We start from the raw sequence: 22,896 nt of genomic DNA, 5'->3' as shown, positions 1-22,896 counted from the left end.
CCGTTAGTCGGCTAAACAAGGCATTGGCTAAATGATGGCGCGATGACAGCTTCTGCTTTTTCAGATCACGGACTAGAGTGATGGCTCAGTATGTGTACGGTTTTTACCGGAAACCGACCTGAATTCCCGACAAGAGAAGCAGCATGGAATGCGCGCAACCCCAGCCAGGTGAAGGCAGCTCTGTCCTATTGATCGTTGATGATTACCCTGAAAACCTGATCAGCATGCGCGCGTTGCTGCAGCGTCAGGATTGGCAGGTCATCACCGCTGCCTCCGGTTTCGAGGCGCTCAGCCTGTTGCTCGAACATGACGTCGATCTGGTGCTGCTGGATGTGCAGATGCCGGGCATGGACGGTTTCGAGGTCGCGCGGCTGATGCGCGGCAGCCAGCGCACACGCCTGACCCCGATCATTTTCCTCACCGCCAATGAGCAATCCCAGGATGCCGTAATCAAGGGCTATGCCAGTGGTGCGGTGGATTACCTGTTTAAACCGTTCGATCCGCAGATTCTCAAGCCCAAAGTGCAGGCATTGCTGGAGCACCAGCGTAATCGTCGCGCCTTGCAGCGTTTGAGTCATGACCTGGAAGTGGCGCGTGCCTTTAATGCCTCGGTGCTGGATAACGCCGCCGAGGGGATTCTGGTGGTGGGCGAGGACGGTTTGATCCGCTTCGCCAATCCGGCAATTTCGCGTCTGCTCAATGCGCCGGTCAAGGAGCTGGAGGGTAAGGAGTTTCTCGATTACCTGCAGAAACCGCATGTTCCGTTGTGGGCCGATTCCGATTTTTACGCCAGCTACAAACGTGGCGAAACATTAAGACTGCACGACGCATTATTGCGTACCGCGCCCGGCCAGCAGGTGCCAGTGGCCTTGTCCTGCGCGGCGCTACCCACAGAACAACACGCGATGGTGGTGACGGTTCTCGACATGTCGGTGGTGCGCCACTTGCACCAACAGCTCGAGTTTCAGGCCGTGACCGATCCGCTGACCGGGTTACTCAATCGCCGAGGCTTTTACCAGACTGTGGAAAACCTGCTGCTGCGCGGTGAGCGCAGCGACAGCAGTTGGGTGTTGCTGTATCTGGATCTCGACGGTTTCAAGCGGGTCAACGACTCATTAGGCCACGATGCCGGCGACCGTGTATTGCGTTGGGTTTCCGAGCAATTGAAGGCGTGCCTGCGCCCGTTCGACATTCTTGCGCGCATGGGCGGCGATGAATTCACCGCGTTGCTGGATCTGGAATTCCCGGAGCAGGCAGCGAAGATCGCCGAGAAACTCATCGAGCGTGTGTCGATCTGTCAGCAAATCGAGGGGCTGGATATCGCCCTAGGTGCAAGCATCGGTATTGCCACGTATCCGGATTGCGGTTCGAATCTCGACGGTTTGCTGCGTGCGTCCGACATTGCCATGTACGAAGCCAAGCGCGCCGGGCGTCAGCAATATCGCTTCTACGATCATGAAATGAACGGTCGCGCCCGTTCGCGCTTGATGCTTGAAGAAAGCGTGCGCACGGCCATCGAAAATCGCGATTTCAATCTGGTCTATCAGCCGCAGGTGGCGATCGACACGGGTCAGATACGCGGGTTTGAAGCGTTGTTGCGCTGGCAGCATCCCAGCGTCGGCGATGTGCCACCGGGGCTTTTCCTGCCGTTGCTGGAAGAAGCGCGGCTGATCAGTCGGCTCGGCAGCTGGATCTATCATCGTGGCGCCGGCCAGCGCAAAGCCTGGGAAACCCTGTTTGCCGAGGATCTGGTGCTCGGCGTGAGTTTGAGCAACACCCAGTTCAGCCTGCCGAATCTGGTCACCGAGTTGCGCCAGGTCATGGAGCGGCACGCGCTGCAGCCGCGACAGCTGGAGGTCGAAGTTACCGAAGAAGCCTTGATGCAAAACCCTGACGAAACCCGCAAGCAGCTGCGTCTGCTGCGCAATCTCGGGGTGCGCGTGGCGCTCGACGACTTCGGTTCAGGGCCTTGCTCGCTGGCGCATTTGCGCGACCTTGAGCTGGATACGCTGAAGCTTGATCGGCATCTCATTGCGCGATTGCCGGACTCTGCGCGGGATGCGTCGCTGGTGAGTACCGTGATCAACCTGTGCAAACAATACGGTTTGCTGGTGATCGCCGAAGGCGTCGAAACCATTGAGCAATATCAGTGGTTGCAAGCCCACGGCTGTGAGTACGTGCAAGGTTTCCTTGTCGCGCGGCCATTGATCGCCGAAGACGCCGCGACCTTCGCCGAGCCCTTCGACTGGAGCGCGCTGCCCGGTTGAATTCGCTACACTGGCGCACCTTTTTTCGAACCGTGTCGCCCGTCCATGACTGTGTTGAAGTACCTCCAGGCCTATCCCGCGCAATTACAGGATCAGGTGCGCCAACTGATCGCCGAAGGGCGCTTGGGTGATTACCTCAATCAGCGTTATTCGGGACGGCACGATGTGCAGAGCGACAAGGCGCTGTACAGCTACGCGCTGGACCTGAAACAGGAATACCTGCGCAACGCGCCGGCCATCGATAAAGTGCTGTTCGACAACCGTCTCGACCTGACCCACCGCGCGCTGGGCCTGCACACCACGGTGTCGCGGGTGCAGGGCGGCAAGCTTAAGGCCAAGAAAGAGATTCGTATCGCCTCGTTGTTCAAGGAGGCTGCGCCGGACTTTTTGAAAATGATCGTCGTGCACGAACTGGCGCACTTCAAAGAGTCGGATCACAACAAGGCGTTTTATAAATTGTGCGAGCACATGCTGCCGGGGTATCACCAGGTCGAGTTCGATCTGCGCGTGTACCTGACCTGGCGCGACATGCAATAAACATCAAAAAATCACCACCCCTGTAGGCGCTGTCGCAGGCTGCGATCTTTTGACTTTCTAATCAACGGGGCCCATGCATGGACGTAAGCAAGACCAAAAGCAGTTTCTACCGCCGCCTCTACGTCGCCTACCTGATCGACAGCGGTCTGGCCCCGAGCGTGCCGACGCTGACCGAAGTCACCGGCATGCCCCGACGCACGGCGCAGGACACCATTGCGGCGTTGGCCGACCTGGATATTGTTTGTGAGTTCGAGCAGGAAGAGGGCGCGCGTAATCACGCCGGGCGCTATCGGATTCGCGAGTGGGGGGCGATTGATCGCGGGTGGATCGAGCGCAATTTGCGGCAGATCAAGGCTGTGCTTGAGTACCCTTGAGATTCTCTGCACCTGAACTGACGCTATCGCGAGCAGGCTCACTCCTACAGTCAACCGAGTTCCTCGCGACGGAATGCGATCAATTGTAGGAGTGAGCCTGCTCGCGATGGGGCCCTTAAGAACGACGCATGCCGATATGCGGAATGTCATCCTCCAGATATTCCTCACCTGCGACGACAAACCCGTACTTGCCGTAATACCCCTGCAAATGCGCCTGCGCCGACAGATAGATCGGCACTTGCGGCCAATGCTTCTCGGCCTGTTTCAGCGCTTGCTCCATCATTTCGTGCCCGAGCCCTTTGCCACGCCCCTGCGGTGCGGTAATCACGCGGCCGATCACCACGTCACCGCCCTGAGACTCCGGATCAAGCAGGCGCAGGTACGCCATCAACTGGTCATCCTCCCAACCCATCAAATGGTAGGTATCACCTTCCAGATCCTGGCCGTCGAGGTCCGGGTAGGCGCATTTCTGTTCGACCACGAACACGTCCGAACGCAGTTTCAACAGCGCATACAGCTGCTCCTTGCCCAAGTCGCTGTGATGTTTGCAGATCCACTCGATTGTCATTTGCCGATTCCTTGAACAGATCGCCCGATAATAAGCGCAGACGTCGAGGATGTCTGTATGGCGTAAGAGTCTGTGACAAAGATCAAAATGCCATCATTCCTTTCTCGCGATGCAGGGTTCTTTGTGTAATCTGCTGGAGAGCGCTGTGCACTGACTGCAATGAGCTAATGTTAGGGCCTGGGTTTTGCCGGTAAGGGGCCTTGGGGTTTTGACTGAAAACACGCCGGGCATTTCCGCCCGCTAAGGATTTTCAAGCATGCCGCGATTGCATCGAGCCTTTGCTTTGATCGGATTGCTGTTGCTGAGTCAAAGCGCTGCAGCGGAAAAGCTGCGGCTGGTGTTTGATATCTGGCCGCCCTTTACCGATGACACACTGGTCAATGGTGGCCTGGCCACCGACATTGTCAGCACCGCGCTGGCCCGGGCCGGTTACGCCAGCGATTATGAACAAGTGCCTTGGGCGCGGGCGCTGCTGGGGGTTGGCGAAGGGCGTTACGACGTGTTGGTCAACGCCTGGTACAACGACGAGCGCACGAAGCTCGGGCAGTTTTCCGCTGAGTATCTGCTCAACCGCATCCGCTTTCTGAAGCGCAAAGACACGCCGCTCGACTACTCCAGCTTGCAGCAACTGCACACCTACCCGATTGCCGTTGTGCGCGGCTATGCCTATTCAGCGCCGTTCGACGCCGACACGGCGTTGCAGAAAGTCCCTGTGCATAACTTCGCCATGGCCGTGCGCATGCTTGCGGCGGATCGGGTCAAGTTGACGCTGGAGGATGAGTATGTCGCGAAGTATTACCTGGCGCGCGAATCCGCCAAGGTGCGCAACGCGGTGGAGTTTTTGCCCAAGCCGTTGAGCGAGAACAGCCTGCACATATTGGTCAGCCTGAAGAATCCGCAACATGAGCAGATTGTCGCGGGGTTTGATAAGGCGATTGCGGCGATGAAGGCGGATGGCAGTTATGATCGGCTGCTTCGCCAGCATGGGATGTGAGGGTTAATCCAGAATCTTCGGTGCGGCAGATGGCCCTATCGCGAGCAGGCGAAGGCCTACAATTTGGAATGCGATCCCCTGTAGGAGTGAGCCTGCTCGCGATGACTCCCTGTCAGCCAGCACTAACCTCACTGGTGTCCTTGATCAGGTGCGCCGCCAAGGTACGCAAGGGCCCCAACTGCCGACAAATCAACGCCAATTGCGTCTGCACCAACCGCTGCCCTTCATCAATCTCGTCGGCCATTTGTTCCAGCTCATTGGCCAGCGCTTCTTCTTCGTCACTCTGAATCGCAATAGGCTCTTTGCTCGCCAGACCTTGAGCAATTTCATCGATACTCGCCGCCAGCTTCACCCCGGCGCCATCAATCAGATGCTCGCGCACCTCCGCCGGCAACTGCGTCTCGCGATGCGCACCCAGCCCTGACAGATAACTCAACAAGGTGTGCGACAGCACCAGGAAGCGGAAACCCACGTCCGCTTCCTTCCTGAAATGCCCCGGCTCCATGAGCATGTTCGCCAGCGTCGTCGACAGCGCAGCGTCGGCGTTGTGCGCATTGCGTCGCGCCAGTCGATAGGCGAGGTCGTCGCTTTTACCGGCGGCGTATTGCTGCATGATCTGGCGTAGATAGATGCTGTTGCAGGTCAGGGTGTTGGCCAGCACTTTGTTCAGGCGTCGACCCTGCCAGTCCGGCAGGAACAGCAACACGGTCAGCCCTGCGATGAGGCTGCCGAGCAAGGTATCGAACAGCCGTGGCAGGAACAGCCCGTAACCATCGCCGACCTGGTTGAAGCAGAACAGCACCATGATGGTGATCGCCGCCGTCGCCAGGGTGTAACGGGTGGTGCGGTTGGTGAAGAACACCACGCCGGCGGCAATGGCGAAACACGACTGCACCAGCGGGCTCGGGAACAGATCGAACAACGCCCACGCCACGGTCAGGCCGATGGCCGTGCCGAAGATCCGCTGACCGAGTTTGCGTCGGGTCGCGCCGTAGTTCGGCTGGCAGACGAACAGTGTGGTGAGGATGATCCAGTAACCTTGCGACGGGTGAATCAAGTGCACCATGCCGTAGCCGATACTCAATGCCAGCGGCAGGCGCAGGGCATGACGGAAGAGCAAAGAGGTCGGCGTCAGTTGTGTGCGCAGGCGAATCCAGACGTCCTTGAAGTTGCGCGGTGAGCGGTCGAGCAGGCTGCTGTCGGTGGCATCGGCCAGGGCGTCCGGGTTGCTTGCGTCACTGAGCAAGCGGTCGAGCGTGCCGAGGTTGGCCGCCAGTGCGCGCAGCGAACGCAGCAGGCCGCGCCAGGCCGGGTTGCTTTGGATGCGCAGGTGTTCGAGGGAAGCGTCGAGGTCGCTCAGGGCTTCGGCGAAACTCGCGTCGTAAATGAACGGCTGACGCATCTGGATCGATTCGGCCAATGCGCGGCAGGCCTTGCCTTGCTGGCGCAGCAGGCGCTGGCAGCGGAACAGCACGTCACTGTGGAAAAACGCATCAGCGAGGGCGTTGTACGGATAGTGCGAAGAACTGGCGCGTTCGTGGATGTCCTGAGCGAGGAAGTACAGCTTCAGGTAACGGCTGACTTTCGAGCCGGGACGACCGTTGCCGACCCGGTGCAGGATGATTTCCTTGGCACTGTTCAGCGCCGCCACCACGCGACCGTTTTGCTGGGCCAGTTCCAGACGTCGCGCTTCGACGTCCATCTGCCTAATCGGTTCGAACAGCGAGGATTTCAGCTTCAAGTAAAAGCCCAGTTCGCGGAACAGTCGCGCCAGACTTTGCTGCACCGGTTGATTGGAAAACAGCGCCTGCCACAGCACCGAGAGCAAGCCGTACCACGCGGCACCGGCGACCAGCAGCATCGGTTCATGCCAGAAATCGGTGACCGCGCCACCGCGCTGATCGACGCCGATCATGGTGTACACCGACAGAATCAGCGTCGCCGAAGCAATCGCCCCGTAACGCTCGCCGAGCGCGCCGAGCATGGTCAGGCCGAAACTCGCCAGCGCCAGGGCGATGGCAAACACGATGGGGTAGGGGAAGAGCAATTCCACCGACAGCGCAGCGATGCTGAAGCACACCAGCGTCACGGCGAGGGCATTGAGGCGGCCCTGCCAACTGTCGTCGGTTTCGGCCAGGGCGCTGGCGATAATCCCCAGGAACAACGGGATCAACAGGCCCATTTCATCCTGATACCAACACAGCGCCATGCTGCCGGTCAGGGCGATGAACACCCGCACGCTGTAGCTGAATTTATCCAGCGCCCACAGGCGCCGCAAAGACTGACGAAACGAGGTCGAGGACATGAAGTGCGAAGGCCTTCCGAGGCGATGCCGCTAAATTGAGCCAGTAATGACGCCGACGCAATGGCGGCGATCACATCTGACAGCAAAAAGTGTTCCTTGATCGCCCGCTACCCCCTGTAGGAGCTGCCGAAGGCTCGGGCCGCGATCGGACGATCTTTTGATCCTGTTTTTCAAGATCAAGATCAAAAGATCGCAGCCTGCGGCAGCTCCTACAGGGGGAGTGTTGTTTCGGTCAGGCGTACTGCGCTGCAGCGTAACCGGAGGCCCAGGCCCACTGGAAGTTGAAGCCGCCCAGGTGGCCGGTGACGTCGAGCACTTCGCCGATAAAGTACAGGCCGGGGCTTTTCAGCGATTCCATAGTCTTGGAGGATACTTCGCGGGTATCGACGCCGCCGAGGGTCACTTCGGCCGTGCGATAACCTTCAGTCCCGGCCGGCACGACTTTCCAGCTGCCGAGCTTCTCGGCGATTTCCGCCAGCTCAGCATGGGTGTACTGCTTCATCGGCTTGGACACGAACCAGTTGTCCGCGAGCAGATTGGCCATCTTCTTGGTGAAAATCTCTCCAAGCAGGGTTTTCAATTCACTGTTCGGACGCTCGGCTACTTGCTCTTGCAGCCAGCTCGCCGCGTCGTGATCCGGCAGCAGGTTGATCTCCACCGTATCGCCAGATTCCCAGAACGAGGAAATCTGCAAAATCGCCGGGCCGCTGAGGCCGCGGTGCGTAAACAGGATGTTCTCGCGAAAGCTCTGATCGTTGCAGCTGACCAGACAATCCACCGACGTCCCGGACAGCTCGGTGCACAATTCCTTGAGCTGATCAGTGATAGTGAACGGCACCAGCCCGGCGCGGGTCGGCAGCAATTCATGGCCGAACTGCTTGGCCACCTGATAACCAAAACCAGTGGCGCCCAGCGTCGGAATCGACAACCCACCAGTGGCGATCACCAGCGACTGGCACTGGACTTGGCCGAGAGTAGTGTCGAGCAGGTAACCGTTCTCGACTTTCTCGATGGTCTGGATCGACGTGTCGAGGTGCAGCTCGACGCCGACCTGATCGCACTCGGTCAGGAGCATTTCGAGGATGTCGCTGGATTTGTTATCGCAGAACAGCTGGCCGAGTTTTTTCTCGTGGTACGGCACGGCGTGTTTGCCGACCATGCCGACGAAATCCCACTGGGTATAACGCGCCAGTGCAGATTTGCAGAAGTGGGCATTCTGCGAGAGGAAATTGCTCGGCTCGGTGTACATGTTGGTGAAATTGCAGCGGCCACCGCCCGACATCAGGATTTTCTTGCCGGCCTTGTTCGCGTGGTCGAGCAGCAACACCTGACGCCCACGCCCGGCGGCGGTCAGTGCACACATCAACCCAGCGGCGCCAGCGCCAATGATCACGACTTCGGTAGAGCGCAAAACGGTGTCCTCACACAATGATCGTTCCCACGCTCTGCGTGGGAATGCCGCCATGGACGCTCTGCGTCCGTTGTTATGTGACGCGGAGCGTCACGGGATGCATTCCCACGCAGAGCGTGGGAACGATCAGGTCAGAGGATGCGTACGCGCAGCGAACGGCCTTTGATCTTGCCGTCGTTCAGGCGTTGCAAGGCTTGCATGGCGACGGTGCGGTCAACGGCCACGTACGCCTGGAAGTCGAAGATCGCGATCTTGCCAACCTGTGCACCCGGAATACCGGCATCGCCAGTCAGTGCGCCAAGAATGTCGCCCGGACGCACTTTGTCTTTACGGCCAGCGCCGATGCACAGCGTGGTCATCGGCGGCTGCAGCGGCGCGAGGCCCTGGGACTTGAGGTTATCGACCTGATCCCAGTTCAGCGGCGACTTCTGCAGTTGCTCGATGGCCTGCGCGCGATGCGCTTCACCCGGAGCAACCAGGCTGATCGCGATGCCTTTTTCGCCAGCGCGACCGGTACGGCCAACGCGGTGAATGTGGATTTCCGAATCGCGGGCCAACTCGACGTTGATCACCATGTCCAGTGCATCGATGTCCAGACCACGGGCGGCGACGTCGGTGGCGACCAGTACCGAAGTACTGCGGTTGGCAAACATCGCCAATACCTGATCGCGATCACGCTGTTCCAGATCGCCGTGCAGGCCGACGGCGGAAATGCCTTTGGCGGTCAGGTGATCAACGGTTTCCTGCACTTGCTGCTTGGTGAAGCAGAACGCCACGCAGGACGCCGGACGGAAGTGGTGCAGGACTTTGGTCACGACGCCCATACGATCTTCCGGGGAGATCTCGTAGAAACGCTGCTCGATCTGCGTGTCATCGTGGAACGCTTCGGCTTTCACCGTTTGCGGATCACGCATGAACTTGGAGGCCAGTTGCTTGATGCCCACCGGGTATGTGGCGGAGAACAGCAGGGTCTGGCGACGCTCAGGAGTCTTGACGATGATGTCTTCGATGGCGTCGTAGAAACCCATGTCGAGCATGCGATCGGCTTCGTCGAGGATCAGCGTGTTCAGGCCGTCGAGGACCAGCGAACCCTTGCGCAGGTGCTGCTGGATACGGCCCGGGGTGCCGACGATGATGTGCGCGCCGTGTTCCAGCGAAGCGATTTGCGGGCCAAAGGACACGCCGCCGCACAGGGTCAGGACCTTGATGTTGTCTTCGGCACGGGCCAGACGACGGATTTCCTTGGCGACCTGGTCGGCCAGCTCACGCGTCGGGCAGATCACCAGCGCCTGGCAACCGAAATAACGCGGGTTGATCGGGTTGAGCAGGCCGATGCCGAACGCAGCGGTCTTGCCGCTGCCGGTCTTGGCTTGGGCGATCAGGTCCATCCCCTTGAGGATCACCGGCAAGCTCTGCGCCTGGATCGGCGTCATCTGGGCATAACCGAGGGATTCGAGGTTAGCCAGCATGGCGGCGGACAGCGGCAGAGTATTAAAAGCGGTGGCGATGGTGGTCACGGGACTGGCCTGCAAAACAAAATGTCGCGCAGTGTAGCAGCCCCGTGCCACTTTCTTCGAAAGTTCTGGACGAACAGCGAGTGAATTTGAGCCTAGGCTTTCCTGACTACAAATAAACCTGTGGCGAGGGGATTTATCTGTGGCGAGGGGATTTATCCCCGTTGGGGTGCGCAGCGCCCCCTATACCTGCCACCTCGGTACATCAGACCGATCGCATTCAACTTTTTGGGGCTGCTGCGCAACCCAACGGGGATAAATCCCCTCGCCACAAAAGCCTTTAGCACAAGGGCTATCATTAAAATCCCCTCCCCACAGAAACTCTTCAGCACCCATCAGTGTTCGATGTGCTCTTCCGGCCGTTTGGCGCGGCGTCCGTCTTCTTTCGACAGTTGCGAGAAGATCGTCGCCGCGAGCATCGCCATGATCCCGACGGTAACAAACGTCAGCTGGAACGCACCGAGCACGGTCTCGACGCCATCGTTGCCGACCTCCGCCGTGAACCCTCCGAGCAACGCACCGGCGCAGGCAACGCCAAGGCTCAACGACAACTGCGCCACCACCGAGAGCAAACTGTTGCCGCTACTGGCGCTCGCATCATCCAGGTCGATCAGCGTCACCGTGTTCATCGCCGTAAATTGCAGCGAGTTGATCGCCCCCAGAATTGCCAGCAGGCACAACAGCAACCAATACGGCGTCTGCTCGCTGACCAGGCCCATGCTCGCCAACATGATCCCCAGTGCCAGCGTGTTGCCGGTGAGGACGATGCGATAGCCAAGCCGCTCGATCAATGGTCGCGCCACCCACTTGGCGATCATCGCTGCAGCGGCCAGCGGCAGCATGCTCATTCCCGCTTGCGACGGCGAATAACCCAACGCCACCTGCAACAGCAGCGGCACCAGAAACGGCAACGCACCGCTGCCCAGACGCGCAAACAGGTTGCCGAGAATGCCGACGGCAAACGTGCGGGTCTTGAACAGCGACGGGGCGAACAGCGGGTTTTCGATGTGCCCGGCGCGCAACCAGTACGCCGCCAGGCAGGCCATGCCGCCGAACAGTAGCAACATCACGCGCAGGTGCGGCAGGTGAAGTTCGCCGAGGCCTTCCATGGCGATGGTGATGAGGATCATCGCCGCGCCGAATAGCAGGAAACCCAAACTATCGAAGCGAGTGCGCTCGGTGCCGCGCAGGTCGGGAATGAACTTCCACACCGCGTAGCAACCGATCACACCGACCGGCAGGTTGATCAGGAAAATCCAGTGCCACGTCAGGTACTCAACCATCCAGCCGCCCATGGTCGGGCCGATCAGCGGGCCGAGCAGGCCGGGGATGGTGATGAAACCCATGATCCGCACCAGTTCGGAGCGCGGATAAGCGCGCAGCACCACCAGTCGCCCGACCGGCAACATCAACGCGCCGCCCAAGCCCTGAATGACCCGCGCGCCGATCAGCATGCTCAGGCTGCTCGACAGTGCACAGAGCAGCGAGCCGAAGCTGAACAGCAGGATCGCGCCGAAGAAGATTTTCTTGGTGCCGAAACGGTCGGCGATCCAGCCTGAGGCGGGGATCAACAGCGCCACGGTGAGCATGTAGGAGATGACCACGCCCTGCATGCGCAACGGGTCTTCGGCGAGATCGCGGGCCATGGCTGGCAGCGCAGTGTTGAGGATGGTCCCGTCGAGGGACTGCATGAAGAACGCAATGGCCACGACCCACGGCAACCAGCGGGCGGTGATGGCGTCGAGAGGCGGGCGGTTGGGCATGAAACCTCTTGTTTGTCTGTTTGATGATCGTTCCCACGCTCTGCGTGGGAATGCCTCAACGGACGCTCCGCGTCCGCTTTCGGCAGGGACGCGGAGCGTCCCGGGCTGCATTCCCACGCAGAGCGTGGGAACGATCGCTGTCAGAGAGTCAGCGTAAGTCGGCTAACCAGCGCCCCCGGCAGCAATGCTGACGAGGTATTGCGCTGGCTGTAGGTACTCGCCGACAGCAGCAACTCACGCTCGGCGGTCAACGCTTCCAGCTGCGAACCGAGCAGGCTGTAAGCGCTGTCGTCAAAACGCATGGTGCTCACCGGTGCCTGAATCTCGCCGTTCTCCACCCAGAAGGTCGCAAACCGGGTCATGCCGGTCATGCGCGCCGCCGGTTGGTCCGAGAAGTTCAGGTACCAAAGATTGCTGATGTACAACCCGGTGCCCAACTGCTTGAGGATTTCCGCTTGCGGCAGATCACCGGCGGCCATGTTCAGCGCGCTCGGCGATTCACCACCGCTGGCGCCGTTAGCCGTCAGGCCATATTCCGCGGCACTGCGTGAGCCGACCAGTTGATCGCCAGCCTTGCCCTCGACGATCAAGCGCAAATCGCTGCGCGGATAACCTTCACCGGAAAACGCCGGGCTCAGCGATTCGCTGACTTTCTCGTCCAGCGACACCAACGGGCTGAACGCCTGATCGCCGACATACAGCTTCTGCAGCGGGCTGCTTTTGCTGGCAATCGACTGCGCCGAGAAACCACCCCAGCTCAACATGCCCATGATTTCTTCCAGCGCCGCTGGTGCCAGGTACGCACGGTACTGCCCCGGCGCCAGTGTGCGCAGCGGACGCCCGAGAAATTCCAGTTGCTCGCGAGCCTGCTGGAAACGCTTGGCGAAACCTTCACTGCTCCAGTCATGCCCGGCGTAGCTGGCTTTCACCGCTTCGCCGTTGTCATGGAACAGGCTGAAATCAAAGTTGAAGCTGTTGGCCTGATGCCAGCCAAACGCCCCCGAAGAACTGGCGAAACCACGGCTGATCGGGCCGGCGGCATAAAAGCCAACCAGGTCCAGTCCTTCAGCAGCAGCGCAGATTTCATCGACAACCTGTTCAGTGTCCGGCAGTGGATGTTCCTGCACGTTCTGGCTCTGCCAGCCGTTGTGGTTGAGCAGCAAATACGGATCCTGTGGCAGCAGCGGCAGGGTTTCGCGCAGTTGTTGCAAGCCTTCGGCGAGGCGTTGCAGATCGCCTTCCTGATCACCGGACAGGGTGACTTGCAGGTCGGCGTGACGCCCGTCGTTGATCAGCTTCAGAACGATGTTGGCCTGCTGCACCTGCCCGGCCTGACGCACTTTGGCGTGATTGAAACGCACGAACGCCGAAGACTCGGCAGCGTAGCTGAGGGTGAACTGCTCTGGCTCGCGCACGCTGTCGCGCAGCCAGTTGACCATGACCTTGAAGGCGTCGGACTGACTCTTCGAAATACTCATCAGGCGTCTCCCCCAAACACATCAACGTTGCTGAATACGCAGGCCGGCGAAGCGTGGCCGACGCGGATCACCTGGTTCGGTTCGCCCTTGCCGCAGTTCGGCGTGCCCAGCACCTTGACGGTGTTGGCGTCGCCGACGGCGCGCAGGCTTTTCCAGAAGTGCGCGGAAATCGCCCGGTAGTTCGGGTTTTTTACCACGCCTTTGAGTTCACCGTTTTCGATCAACTGACCCCATTCGCAACCGAACTGGAATTTATTGCGCGCATCGTCAATCGACCACGAACGGTTGGTGCTCATCAAAATGCCGTGCTCGATGCCTTTGATCAACTGCTCAAGCGGCTGGTCGCCCGGTTCGATATTGAGGTTGGCCATGCGGTCGATCGGCGCGCGGTTCCAGCCGCAGGCGCGGCTGTTGGCGACGCCGTCCATCCCGGCACGGAACTGCGACAGTGCACCACCGAGTGGCCGCAGCAGCAGGCCTTCGCGAATCAGGAATTGTTTGTTGGCTTTAGTGCCGTCGTCGTCATGGCCGTAGCTGGCGAGTTCTTCGGGGATGCCCGGATCGAAGGTCACGTTGAGCAGTTTCGAGCCGTATTGCAGGCTGCCGAAGTCGCTGGCTTTGACGAAACTGGTGCCGGCGTAATTGCGCTCATCGCCGAGGATGCGGTCGAGTTCCAGCGGGTGGCCGATGGATTCGTGGATCTGCAGCATCATTTGATCGGGCATCAACAGCAGGTCGCGCGGGCCTTGCGGGGTGTTCGGTGCGAGCAGCAGTTGCAGCGCCTGATCGGCGACTTGCGGGCCGGCGCCGATCAGGCCGCAACGGCTGATCACGTCGGCGCTGCCCTGTTGGCCGAAGTTCTCGCGGCCGAGGCTGCGGGTCTGGCTGTCGTTGCCGTCGTAGGCGGTGACGTCGAGGCCTGGGTAGACGAAGCGCTGGGCTTGGCGCAGTTCCGCCCCGGCGCTGCTCAGGTAGATCTGTTCGACGTGGGTGATGCCGATGCTCACTTCCCAGTTCACCAGGCGCTCATCCTTTGGCACCGAGGCGGATTCCGCGCCGAGCAGCTCGAAGCATTCGCTCAGCGACGGGAAGGGTTGTTCGAGATTGGGTGAAAAGTAATCAGCACGGTCGCTGGACACCGGCTGATCGCGCAGATCGAGCAAGGCGTGCGGCTTGAGGCGGCGAGCTTGCTGCTCGGCGCGCTCAAGCGCGGCTTGCAGGCCTTGCTGCGAGAGGTCGTTGGTCGCCGCATAGGCCTCAACGCCATTGACACGAACGGTGAGCATCGCGCCTTCGTCACGGCTCAGGCTCGGCGGTTCGGCGACGTTCTTGCGCACCGACAGGTACTGGCCGGACTCGCGTACATACCGCAGGGAAAAAAACTCAGCGCCCGTGCGCAAGGCAGCGAAGCGCTGCTTGAGCTGGGGGTGGAAATCGAACATTCGGGAACCTCCTTGTAAGGGGGGAAGCGGTCGAGCGACGGCGGGGAGGGGGTGAAACGGTTGCGCGAGGTCTAGAGTAGGCCTGCGTGGGGGTAGGATCAAGTGAAGAGGGGGTGTAGGAGGATTTACTGTGCGAGGCAGGAGATCGTTCCCACGCTCTGCGTGGGAACGCCGCCATGGACGCTCTGCGTCCGCTGTGTGACGCAGAGCGTCACGGGATGCATTCCCACGCGGAGCGTGGGAACGATCACTTCAACTTACTGAGCAGCCGGGGTGATATCACGCATCGGCTTGCCTTTGACCGGCGCATCGCCCGCGACGTAGTACGGCGCGGTGCTGCGTGGCAGCGGTTGACGGCCACGGATCTTGTCGGCGATTTTCTCGGCGATCATGATCGTCGGCGCGTTCAGGTTGCCGGTGGTGATGATCGGCATGATCGAAGCATCGACCACACGCAGGCTCTGCATGCCGTGCACGCGACCTTCGCCATCAACCACAGCCATCTCGTCGGTGCCCATCTTGCACGAGCAGGACGGGTGGAACGCGGTTTCGGCGTGCTCGCGGATGAACTTGTCCAGTTGCTCATCGGTTTGCACTTCGATGCCCGGGCTGATTTCGCGGCCACGGAAAGCGTCCAGTGCCGGCTGTTGCATGATTTCTCGGGTCAGGCGGATGCCGTCGCGGAATTCCTGCCAGTCTTGCTCGGTAGCCATGTAGTTGAAGAGGATGCTCGGATACTCGCGCGGATCCTTCGACTTGGCCTGGATGCGACCACGGCTCGGCGAACGCATGGAACCCATGTGCGCCTGGAAACCGTGCTCTTTCACACCGTTGCTGCCGTTGTAGTTAATCGCCACCGGCAAGAAGTGGTACTGAATGTTCGGCCATTCGAACTCCGGACGCGAACGAATGAAACCGCCGGCTTCGAACTGGTTGCTGGCGCCGATGCCGGTGCCGTTGAACAACCACTCGGCACCGATGGCCGGCTGGTTGTACCAGAGCAGCGACGGGTACAGCGAAACTGGCTGGGTGCAGGCGTATTGCAGGTACAGCTCAAGGTGATCCTGCAGGTTTTCACCGACGCCCGGCAGATCGTGAACGACCGGAATGTCGAGCGAGTTCAGCAGTTCGGCAGGGCCGACACCGGAGCGCTGCAGAATCTGCGGCGAAGCGATGGCGCCGGAGCACAGCAGGACTTCCTTGCGTGCTTTGACTTCGACGCGCTCTTCAGCGGCGCCGATCAGGTAACGCACGCCAACGGCACGCTTGCCTTCAAACAGAATCTTGTCGGTCAGGGCGTGGGTGACGATGGTCAGGGCCGAACGCTTTTTAGCGGTGTCGAGGTAACCACGGGCGGTGGAAGCACGACGGCCTTTCGGCGTGACGGTGCGATCCATCGGGCCGAAGCCTTCCTGCTGGTAACCGTTCAAGTCTTCGGTGCGCGGGTAACCGGCCTGTACACCAGCTTCAACCATGGCGTGGAACAGCGGGTTGTTGCCAGCCTTCGGCGTGGTCACGCTGACCGGGCCTTCGCCACCGTGGTAGTCGTTCGGGCCGATGTCACGGGTTTCGGCTTTGCGGAAGTACGGCAGGCAGTCGAGATACGACCAGTTTTCCAGCCCCGGCAGTTTCGCCCAGCCGTCGTAGTCCATCGCGTTACCGCGGATGTAGCACATGCCGTTGATCAGCGAAGAACCGCCGAGGCCTTTGCCGCGACCGCATTCCATCCGGCGACCGTCCATGTGTGGCTCGGCGTCGGTTTCGTAAGCCCAGTTGTAGCGACGACCTTGCAGCGGGAACGCCAGTGCAGCCGGCATTTGCGTGCGGAAGTCGAAACGGTAGTCAGGGCCGCCTGCTTCGAGCAGCAGAACGGTGACGCCGGCGTCTTCAGTCAGACGGGTCGCCAGGGTGTTACCGGCCGAGCCGGCACCGATGATGATGTAATCGAATTCTTGGGACATTGGATGCACCCTCTTTAGATGTGGTCAGGTCGGGCCTGACGAGTGCTTTGCACTCGATTCGCGAGCGGGCTCGCTCCCACATTGGAATGGGATCTCCTGTGGGAGCGAGCCTGCTCGCGAAGACGGCCTCACGAGCAATACAAGACTCGGGTCTTAGAACACCGAGACGTAATCGCCCAGCTCGACCTGTACCGATTTGATGCGGGTGAAGTTGTTCAGCGAGCTGATGCCGTTCTCACGGCCGACACCCGACTGCTTGTAACCGCCGACCGGCATTTTTGCGTCAGACTCGCCCCAGGCGTTGATCCAGCAGATACCGGCTTCCAGTTGATGAATCACGCGGTGCGCGCGGTTCAGGTCTTTGGTGACGATACCGGCGGCCAGACCGAAGTCGGTGTCGTTGGCGCGGCGGATCACTTCTTCTTCGGTTTCGTAAGAGAGGATCGCCATGACCGGGCCAAAGATTTCTTCACGGACGATAGTCATGTCGTCGGTGCAATCGGTGAACACGGTCGGTGCGACGAATGCGCCTTTGGCGAATTCGCCGTCGGTCAGACGGTCGCCGCCGCACAGTACGCGGGCGCCCTCTTCTTTGCCCTTGGCGATGTAGCCCAGCACGCTTTCCATGTGCGCGAAGCTGACCAGTGGGCCGAAGTTGGTGTTTTCGTCTTCCGGGTTGCCGACGCGGATGCGTGCAACGCGCTCAACGATCTTGGCTTCGAAAGCGGCTTTCAGGTGCGCCGGTACGAACACGCGAGTGCCGTTGGTGCAGACCTGACCGGAGCTGTAGAAGTTGGCCATCATCGCGGTGTCGGCAGCGCGATCCAGATCGGCGTCGTCGCAGATGATCAGCGGGGATTTGCCGCCCAGTTCCATGGTCACGTCCTTCAGCGACGAAGCCGAAGCGCTGGCCATTACTTTCTTGCCAGTGTCGGTGCCGCCGGTGAAGGAGATTTTTTCGATGCGCGGGTGCTCGGTCAACCAGGTGCCGACTTCACGGCCGCTGCCGGTCAGGACGTTGAACACGCCGTTTGGCAGACCGGCTTGAGTGAAAATCTCGGCCAGTTTCAGGGTGGTCAGCGAGGTGACTTCGCTTGGCTTGAAGATCATCGCGTTACCGGCCGCCAGGGCTGGCGCGGATTTCCACAGCGCGATCTGGATCGGGTAGTTCCACGCGCCGATGCCGGCAACCACGCCCAGCGGCTCGCGACGGGTGTAGACGAAAGAAGTGTCACGCAGTGGAATCTGCTCGCCTTCGATCGCCGGCACCAGGCCTGCGTAGTATTCCAGCACGTCAGCGCCGGTAACGATGTCGACGTACTTGGTTTCGGAGAAGGATTTACCGGTGTCCAGGGTTTCCAGCGCGGCCAGTTCATCGTTGCGCTCGCGCAGGATGTCGACGGCACGACGCAGGATGCGCGAACGCTCCATGGCGGTCATTGCGGCCCAGATTTTCTGACCCTTTTCAGCAGCGACCACAGCGCGTTCGACGTCTTCCTTGGTCGCACGTTGCACTTGGGCGAGGACTTCACCGTTCGCCGGGTTGATGGCTTCGAAGGTGGCATCGCTGCCAGCGTCGGAGTACGCGCCATCGATGTAGAGTTTTTGCAGTTCGAAACGGGCCATAGTGTCCTCGCAAGTGCATTAGTGGTTGGCGTTGACCACCGCGGTGAGGCTGCGGTGGCGTTCAGGGGCCGAGCGTTTTCTGTGTGCTCTAGCTCACCTTCTTGGCCAATTGGAAATCCATGTATTCGTAAGCGATCTGTTGCGCCTGCGCCGTGTCGAAAGCGTCTCCCGACAAAGCGCCGCGCAACCACAAGCCGTCGATCAACGCTGCCAGGCCACGCGCTGCGGTGCGCGCATCTTCGAGCGGCAACACACGGCGGAACTCGCAGCACAGGTTGGAATACAGACGGTGATCGTTGATCCGCTGCAACCTGTGCAAAGACGGCTGGTGCATGCTGGTGGCCCAGAAGGCCAGCCAGGTTTTCATTGCCGGGCCATTGACCTGGCTGGCGTCGAAGTTGCCTTCGATGATCACCTGCAGATGCGCCCGTGGGCTGTCATCTGCCAGCGCTTGGCGGCGCAGGGTGACGTTCTCGCTGAGGACGTTCATCAGATACCGCATCGTGGCGGCAATCAGGCCGTTCTTGTCCTGAAAGTAATGACTGATGATGCCATTCGAGACACCGGCCAAACGGGCGATCAGCGCAATGCTGGCGTCCCCCATTCCGACCTGATCGACTGCCTGCAAAGTGGCTTCGATCAGTTGTTGGCGGCGGATGGGTTGCATACCGACCTTGGGCATCTTGCACATCTCCTTAGGCCTTCCGAGCGGCGAATGACGCCTATCGGATTGACGGCCAGTCTATTTTGTTTTGATTGAACGTTCAATCAACAAAGAATAAGATCTGCGACAAATCGTCGCTGCCTACAGATTTTTCCTGCGTGTAAGTGGCGATAAAACCGACATCCGAAAATGCTTGAAACCTGCGTGGGGCATGGCGCGGTTCGCGATTCGATGGACGTGTTGAAAGGGCAAGACGCTCAGGGCCGGGTTTCGGATGAACGTCCGCACCTTCGGCCACGAAAGCGATTCGCAGCGCCATTTCGGCAGGTTCGGGCTTTTTCCGGGATGTCTTTATATCACCCGCCGGTCGGCTGCCAACTAACCGATTGGTCGGGTTCCGTGTTGCCTTGTGTTCTTCTCTCGCACTGCCTGGAGCATTTGTGCCATGAGTTCTGCCTCGCTTATAAAGACCCCGCCCGAGAAGGTGACGGTCAACGGTTGGGTGTTTTACACCTCTACCGCGCTGATTCTGTTGTTGACCGCCATTCTGATTATCGCCCCGCAAGAGGCCGGCAGACTGTTGGGTATCGCTCAGGCCTGGTTGTCGCGCAGCTTCGGCTGGTACTACATGGTGGTGATCGCCGCCTACCTGGTATTTGTCGTCGGCCTGGCGTTTTCCTCGTACGGCAAACTCAAACTGGGCAGCAAGGATGACACCCCGGATTTCAGTTACGGCGCCTGGGCGGGGATGCTGTTCTCGTCGGGTATCGGTATTTCGCTGCTGTACTTCGGCGCGTCCGAGCCGCTGGATCACTACTTCAATCCGCCGGAAGGCGCCTCGGCCACCAACATGGCCGCGCGTCAGGCGGTGCAACTGACGTTCCTGCACTGGGGCCTGCACGGCTGGGCGATCTACGCACTGGTCGGTCTGGCCGTGGCGTACTTTGCTTACCGCCATAACCAGCCGCTGGCACTGCGTTCGGCGCTGTATCCGCTGGTCGGCGAGCGTTGGGTCAAAGGCGCGGCCGGTCACGCGGTAGACGGCTTCGGCATGTTCGTGACCCTGCTGGGTCTGGTGACGAACCTGGGGATCGGTTCGCTGCAAGTGTCGTCGGGCCTGGAAAACCTGTTCGGCATGGAACACAGCAACACTAACCTTTTGATCGTGATCATCGTGATGAGCACCGTGGCGACCATCGCTGCCGTGTCCGGTGTGGAAAACGGCATCCGCCGTCTGTCCAACCTGAACATCGTGCTGTTCAGCGGTCTGCTGATTTTCGTCCTGCTGTTCGGCCCGACCCTGCACCTGCTCAACGGCTTCGTGCAGAACATCGGCGATTACCTCAATGGCATCGTGCTGAAAACCTTCGACCTTTATGTGTACGAAGGCGACAACGCCAAGTCCGAGCGCTGGATGGGCCTGTGGACGCTGTTCTATTGGGCATGGTGGATTTCCTGGGCACCATTCGTAGGCATGTTCATCGCGCGTATTTCCCGTGGTCGTACGGTGCGTGAACTGGTCGCCGGCGTGCTGCTGATTCCACTGGGCTTCACTTTGGCCTGGCTGTCGATCTTCGGTAACTCGGCGCTGGACCTGGTGATGAACCATGGGGCGGTGGAGCTCGGCAAGACGGCGCTGGAACAGCCGTCGATGGCGATCTATCAGTTGCTTGAACATTACCCGGCGTCGAAAGTCGTTATCGGTGTGTCGATCTTCGTTGGCTTCGTGCTGTTCCTGACCCCGGCCGACTCCGGCGCGGTAATGATGGCGAATCTGTCCTGCAAGGGCGGCAATGTCGATGAAGATGCGCCGCACTGGCTGCGGATTTTCTGGTCGGCAGTGATCACTCTGGTGACGATCGGCCTGTTGTTCGCCGGTAACTTCGAAGCCATGCAAACCATGGTGGTGCTGGCCGGTCTGCCGTTCTCGGTGGTGCTGGTGTTCTTCATGTTCGGCCTGCACAAGGCGATGCGCCAGGACGTGCAGATCGAACAGGAGCAAGCGCAACTGGCAGAGCGCGGTCGTCGCGGTTTCAGCGAGCGTCTGACGCAACTGGACCTGCAACCGAGCCAATCGGTGGTGCAGCGTTTCATGGACAAGCAGGTCAGCCCGGCGCTGGAAGATGCCACCGCGCAGATGCGTGCGCAGGGTCTGACAGTGCAGACGCTGTTGGGTAAATCCAAGCGCTGCATGGGCGTGCGCGTAGAGATGGAAGAGGGCAACCCTTTCGTCTATGAAGTCAGCCTGGACGGCTATCTGGCGACCCCGACCGAATCGGCCCAGTCCGATGAAGCGCGCCAGCGTTACTACCGTGCTGAAGTGTATTTGCACAACGGCAGCCAGGATTACGACCTGATGGGTTTCACTCAGGATCAGATCACGCGGGATGTGCTCGATCAGTTTGAAAGCCATCGGCAGCTCCTTGGCCGGGTGTATAGCTAAACCGCTAAAACAAAAGGGGCTCGATTGAGCCCCTTTTGCGTGATCGTTCCCACGCTCTGCGTGGGAATGTCTCAATGGACGCTCTGCGTCCGCTGTTGTGGGACGCGGAGCGTCCCGGGCTGCATTCCCACGCAGAGCGTGGGAACGATCAGGGATCGCTCACCGCGATCCCTTTTTTTATCCCGCCTTAACCGAGGTTCTTGCCCAGCAACGCGTGATACAACTCACTGTCGCCCAGGATCCCCACCACATGATTGTTATCGTGCAGCACCAGCTTGTTGCCGGTCTGATAACGAATCTGCAACGCATCGCGCATGCCGATGTTCGAGTCCACCAGCGTCGGTTTACGCTCCAGGCCTTCAACCGCTTGCCCCGGCGCCCAGTTCTGCAGGTTCAGCACTGAACCATTCTGCCGCGCACCCTTGATGGTGTTGCCTTCAGCCAGATCCAGCCACGAATCACCGCCCGGATCGAGGCACACCGAACCGTTGATGCGTTTGCAGTTGTCCAGCGTGCGCATCAGGCTGCGCCCGCACAGCACGTTGAGCGGATTGGTGTGTGCCACGAAGGTCCGCACATAGTCGTCCGCCGGGTTCAGCACGATCTCTTCCGGCACGCTGTACTGGATGATCCGGCCGTCCTTCATGATCGCGATGCGGCTGCCGAGCTTCAGTGCCTCATCGAGGTCGTGGCTTACGAACACGATGGTCTTGCTCAGCTTGCGCTGCAGTTCCAGCAGTTCATCCTGCAGACCCTGACGGATCAGCGGATCGAGGGCCGAGAACGGTTCGTCCATCAGCAAAATATCGGCGTCCATCGCCAGCGCGCGCGCCAGACCGACACGTTGCTGCATACCGCCAGAGAGTTCGTCAGGCTTCTTGTTGCGCCATTGCGTCAGGCCGACCAGTTCGAGCTTGTCATCGACCAGCTTGCGGCGTTCCTTCTCCGGGCGGCCCTGCATTTCCAGACCGAAACTGATGTTCTCGCGCACCGTCAGCCACGGCATCAGGGCGAACTTCTGGAAGACCATGGCGATGCGTTTGGTGCGCATCATTTTCAGTTCGGCCGGGGTGCAGGAGGCGATGTCGATCTGCTTGCCTTCATGCTCGACGAACAGCTTGCCGCGGCTCACGGTGTTGAGGCCGTTGATGCAGCGCAGCAGGCTCGACTTGCCCGAACCGGACAGGCCCATCAGCACGCAGATTTCGCCCTTGTTGACGTCCAGCGTGGCTTTTTCCACACCGACGATCTGCCCGGTTTTCTTCAGGATCTCGTTGCGGGTCATGCCCTGATCGAGCAGCTTGAGCGCCTCGCGTGGATCCTTGGAGAAGATTACGTCTACGTCTTCGAAGCGAATTATGCTCATGCGTCACCCCCTACTTTGGCGTCGGGTTGTTTGCAGATACGGTCGAGCATGATCGCCAGCAGTACGATCGCCAGGCCCGCTTCGAAGCCCAAGGCGATATCAGCAGTGTTCAGTGCGTTGACCACCGGTTTGCCGAGTCCGTCGGCGCCGACCAGTGCCGCAATCACCACCATCGACAGCGAC

The 22,896-nt window shown here is 60.1% G+C and carries 17 protein-coding genes and 1 pseudogene; 5 read left to right on the top strand and 13 right to left on the bottom strand.

All coding sequences use genetic code 11. The annotated features are described in order from the left end of the window. Positions 1 to 143: 143 nt before the first annotated feature. The 3 genes from ACIPZE_RS13385 to ACIPZE_RS13375 all read left to right on the top strand — a co-directional run bounded on the left by ACIPZE_RS13385 (position 144) and on the right by ACIPZE_RS13375 (position 3,178). Complete coding sequence (locus ACIPZE_RS13385; RefSeq protein WP_283438507.1) at positions 144 to 2,267, top strand: bifunctional diguanylate cyclase/phosphodiesterase; 2,124 nt, start codon at positions 144 to 146, stop codon at positions 2,265 to 2,267. A 45-nt stretch (positions 2,268 to 2,312) separates the two neighbouring features. Further along, entirely contained in the window at positions 2,313 to 2,804 is a 492-nt protein-coding gene (locus ACIPZE_RS13380; protein ID WP_129395859.1) for a M48 family metallopeptidase, read from the top strand. Between the two features lie 77 nt (positions 2,805 to 2,881). Then, positions 2,882 to 3,178, top strand: coding sequence for a helix-turn-helix domain-containing protein (locus ACIPZE_RS13375; protein WP_007913779.1), 297 nt, complete (start codon positions 2,882 to 2,884; stop codon positions 3,176 to 3,178). Between the two features lie 115 nt (positions 3,179 to 3,293). On the opposite strand, the gene ACIPZE_RS13370 is transcribed toward ACIPZE_RS13375, so the two are convergent. Further along, on the bottom strand, positions 3,294 to 3,746 hold the full coding sequence (locus tag ACIPZE_RS13370) for a GNAT family N-acetyltransferase (protein WP_129395858.1): 453 nt from the start codon (positions 3,744 to 3,746) through the stop codon (positions 3,294 to 3,296). Positions 3,747 to 4,002: 256 nt separating this feature from the next. Between ACIPZE_RS13370 and ACIPZE_RS13365 the strand changes: the two genes are divergently transcribed. Then, entirely contained in the window at positions 4,003 to 4,740 is a 738-nt protein-coding gene (locus ACIPZE_RS13365; protein WP_283438509.1) for an ABC transporter substrate-binding protein, read from the top strand. Between the two features lie 112 nt (positions 4,741 to 4,852). Here the strand turns inward: ACIPZE_RS13365 and yccS are convergent, their stop codons facing one another. The 10 genes from yccS to ACIPZE_RS13315 form a co-directional block, all read right to left on the bottom strand. Then, the gene (yccS, locus tag ACIPZE_RS13360) at positions 4,853 to 7,045 is read right to left on the bottom strand and encodes a YccS family putative transporter (RefSeq protein WP_283438510.1); all 2,193 of its coding nucleotides are present in this window, start codon (positions 7,043 to 7,045) and stop codon (positions 4,853 to 4,855) included. A 232-nt stretch (positions 7,046 to 7,277) separates the two neighbouring features. Continuing rightward, entirely contained in the window at positions 7,278 to 8,456 is a 1,179-nt protein-coding gene (locus ACIPZE_RS13355; protein WP_400773231.1) for an NAD(P)/FAD-dependent oxidoreductase, read from the bottom strand. A gap of 131 nt (positions 8,457 to 8,587) precedes the next feature. Next, positions 8,588 to 9,973 (bottom strand): ATP-dependent RNA helicase DbpA, encoded by a 1,386-nt coding sequence (dbpA, locus tag ACIPZE_RS13350; protein ID WP_122594732.1) that lies wholly within the window; start codon positions 9,971 to 9,973, stop codon positions 8,588 to 8,590. Positions 9,974 to 10,305: 332 nt separating this feature from the next. Then, a complete protein-coding gene (gene mdtD, locus ACIPZE_RS13345) occupies positions 10,306 to 11,733 on the bottom strand; it encodes a multidrug transporter subunit MdtD (RefSeq protein ID WP_129395854.1) in 1,428 nt (475 codons plus the stop codon). 140 nt (positions 11,734 to 11,873) lie between these two features. Continuing rightward, positions 11,874 to 13,211 (bottom strand): TldD/PmbA family protein, encoded by a 1,338-nt coding sequence (locus tag ACIPZE_RS13340; RefSeq protein WP_283438512.1) that lies wholly within the window; start codon positions 13,209 to 13,211, stop codon positions 11,874 to 11,876. After that, positions 13,211 to 14,653 (bottom strand): TldD/PmbA family protein, encoded by a 1,443-nt coding sequence (locus tag ACIPZE_RS13335; protein ID WP_283438513.1) that lies wholly within the window; start codon positions 14,651 to 14,653, stop codon positions 13,211 to 13,213. The genes ACIPZE_RS13340 and ACIPZE_RS13335 overlap by 1 nt, the downstream gene beginning before the upstream one ends. A gap of 257 nt (positions 14,654 to 14,910) precedes the next feature. Next, a complete protein-coding gene (gene betA, locus ACIPZE_RS13330) occupies positions 14,911 to 16,614 on the bottom strand; it encodes a choline dehydrogenase (protein ID WP_283438514.1) in 1,704 nt (567 codons plus the stop codon). 153 nt (positions 16,615 to 16,767) lie between these two features. After that, positions 16,768 to 18,240 (bottom strand): betaine-aldehyde dehydrogenase, encoded by a 1,473-nt coding sequence (betB, locus tag ACIPZE_RS13325; RefSeq protein ID WP_283438515.1) that lies wholly within the window; start codon positions 18,238 to 18,240, stop codon positions 16,768 to 16,770. 88 nt (positions 18,241 to 18,328) lie between these two features. Continuing rightward, a complete protein-coding gene (gene betI, locus ACIPZE_RS13320; RefSeq protein ID WP_129395849.1) occupies positions 18,329 to 18,922 on the bottom strand; it encodes a transcriptional regulator BetI in 594 nt (197 codons plus the stop codon). Between the two features lie 82 nt (positions 18,923 to 19,004). After that, positions 19,005 to 19,223: a hypothetical protein gene (locus tag ACIPZE_RS13315; RefSeq protein WP_283438516.1), complete on the bottom strand. Its 219-nt coding sequence runs from the start codon at positions 19,221 to 19,223 to the stop codon at positions 19,005 to 19,007. Positions 19,224 to 19,349: 126 nt separating this feature from the next. Here ACIPZE_RS13315 and betT point away from each other — a divergent pair, with 126 nt between their 5' ends. After that, positions 19,350 to 21,347, top strand: coding sequence for a choline BCCT transporter BetT (gene betT / locus ACIPZE_RS13310; RefSeq protein ID WP_129395847.1), 1,998 nt, complete (start codon positions 19,350 to 19,352; stop codon positions 21,345 to 21,347). Between the two features lie 187 nt (positions 21,348 to 21,534). Here betT and choV read toward each other — a convergent pair whose 3' ends face one another. Together choV and ACIPZE_RS13300 are read right to left on the bottom strand one after the other, a co-directional pair. Beyond that, the gene (choV, locus tag ACIPZE_RS13305; protein ID WP_283438517.1) at positions 21,535 to 22,713 is read right to left on the bottom strand and encodes a choline ABC transporter ATP-binding protein; all 1,179 of its coding nucleotides are present in this window, start codon (positions 22,711 to 22,713) and stop codon (positions 21,535 to 21,537) included. Beyond that, a pseudogene (locus tag ACIPZE_RS13300) lies at positions 22,710 to 22,896 on the bottom strand (choline ABC transporter permease subunit); the annotation flags it as partial. The pseudogene ACIPZE_RS13300 and the gene choV, both read right to left, overlap by 4 nt.

Source organism: Pseudomonas sp. NPDC089741 (assembly GCF_044748825.1).
GTDB classification, from domain to species: Bacteria; Pseudomonadota; Gammaproteobacteria; order Pseudomonadales; family Pseudomonadaceae; genus Aquipseudomonas; species Aquipseudomonas helmanticensis.
The sequence above is the reverse complement of the archived record's forward strand: the minus strand, read 5'-3'. Positions and strand labels throughout refer to the sequence as shown.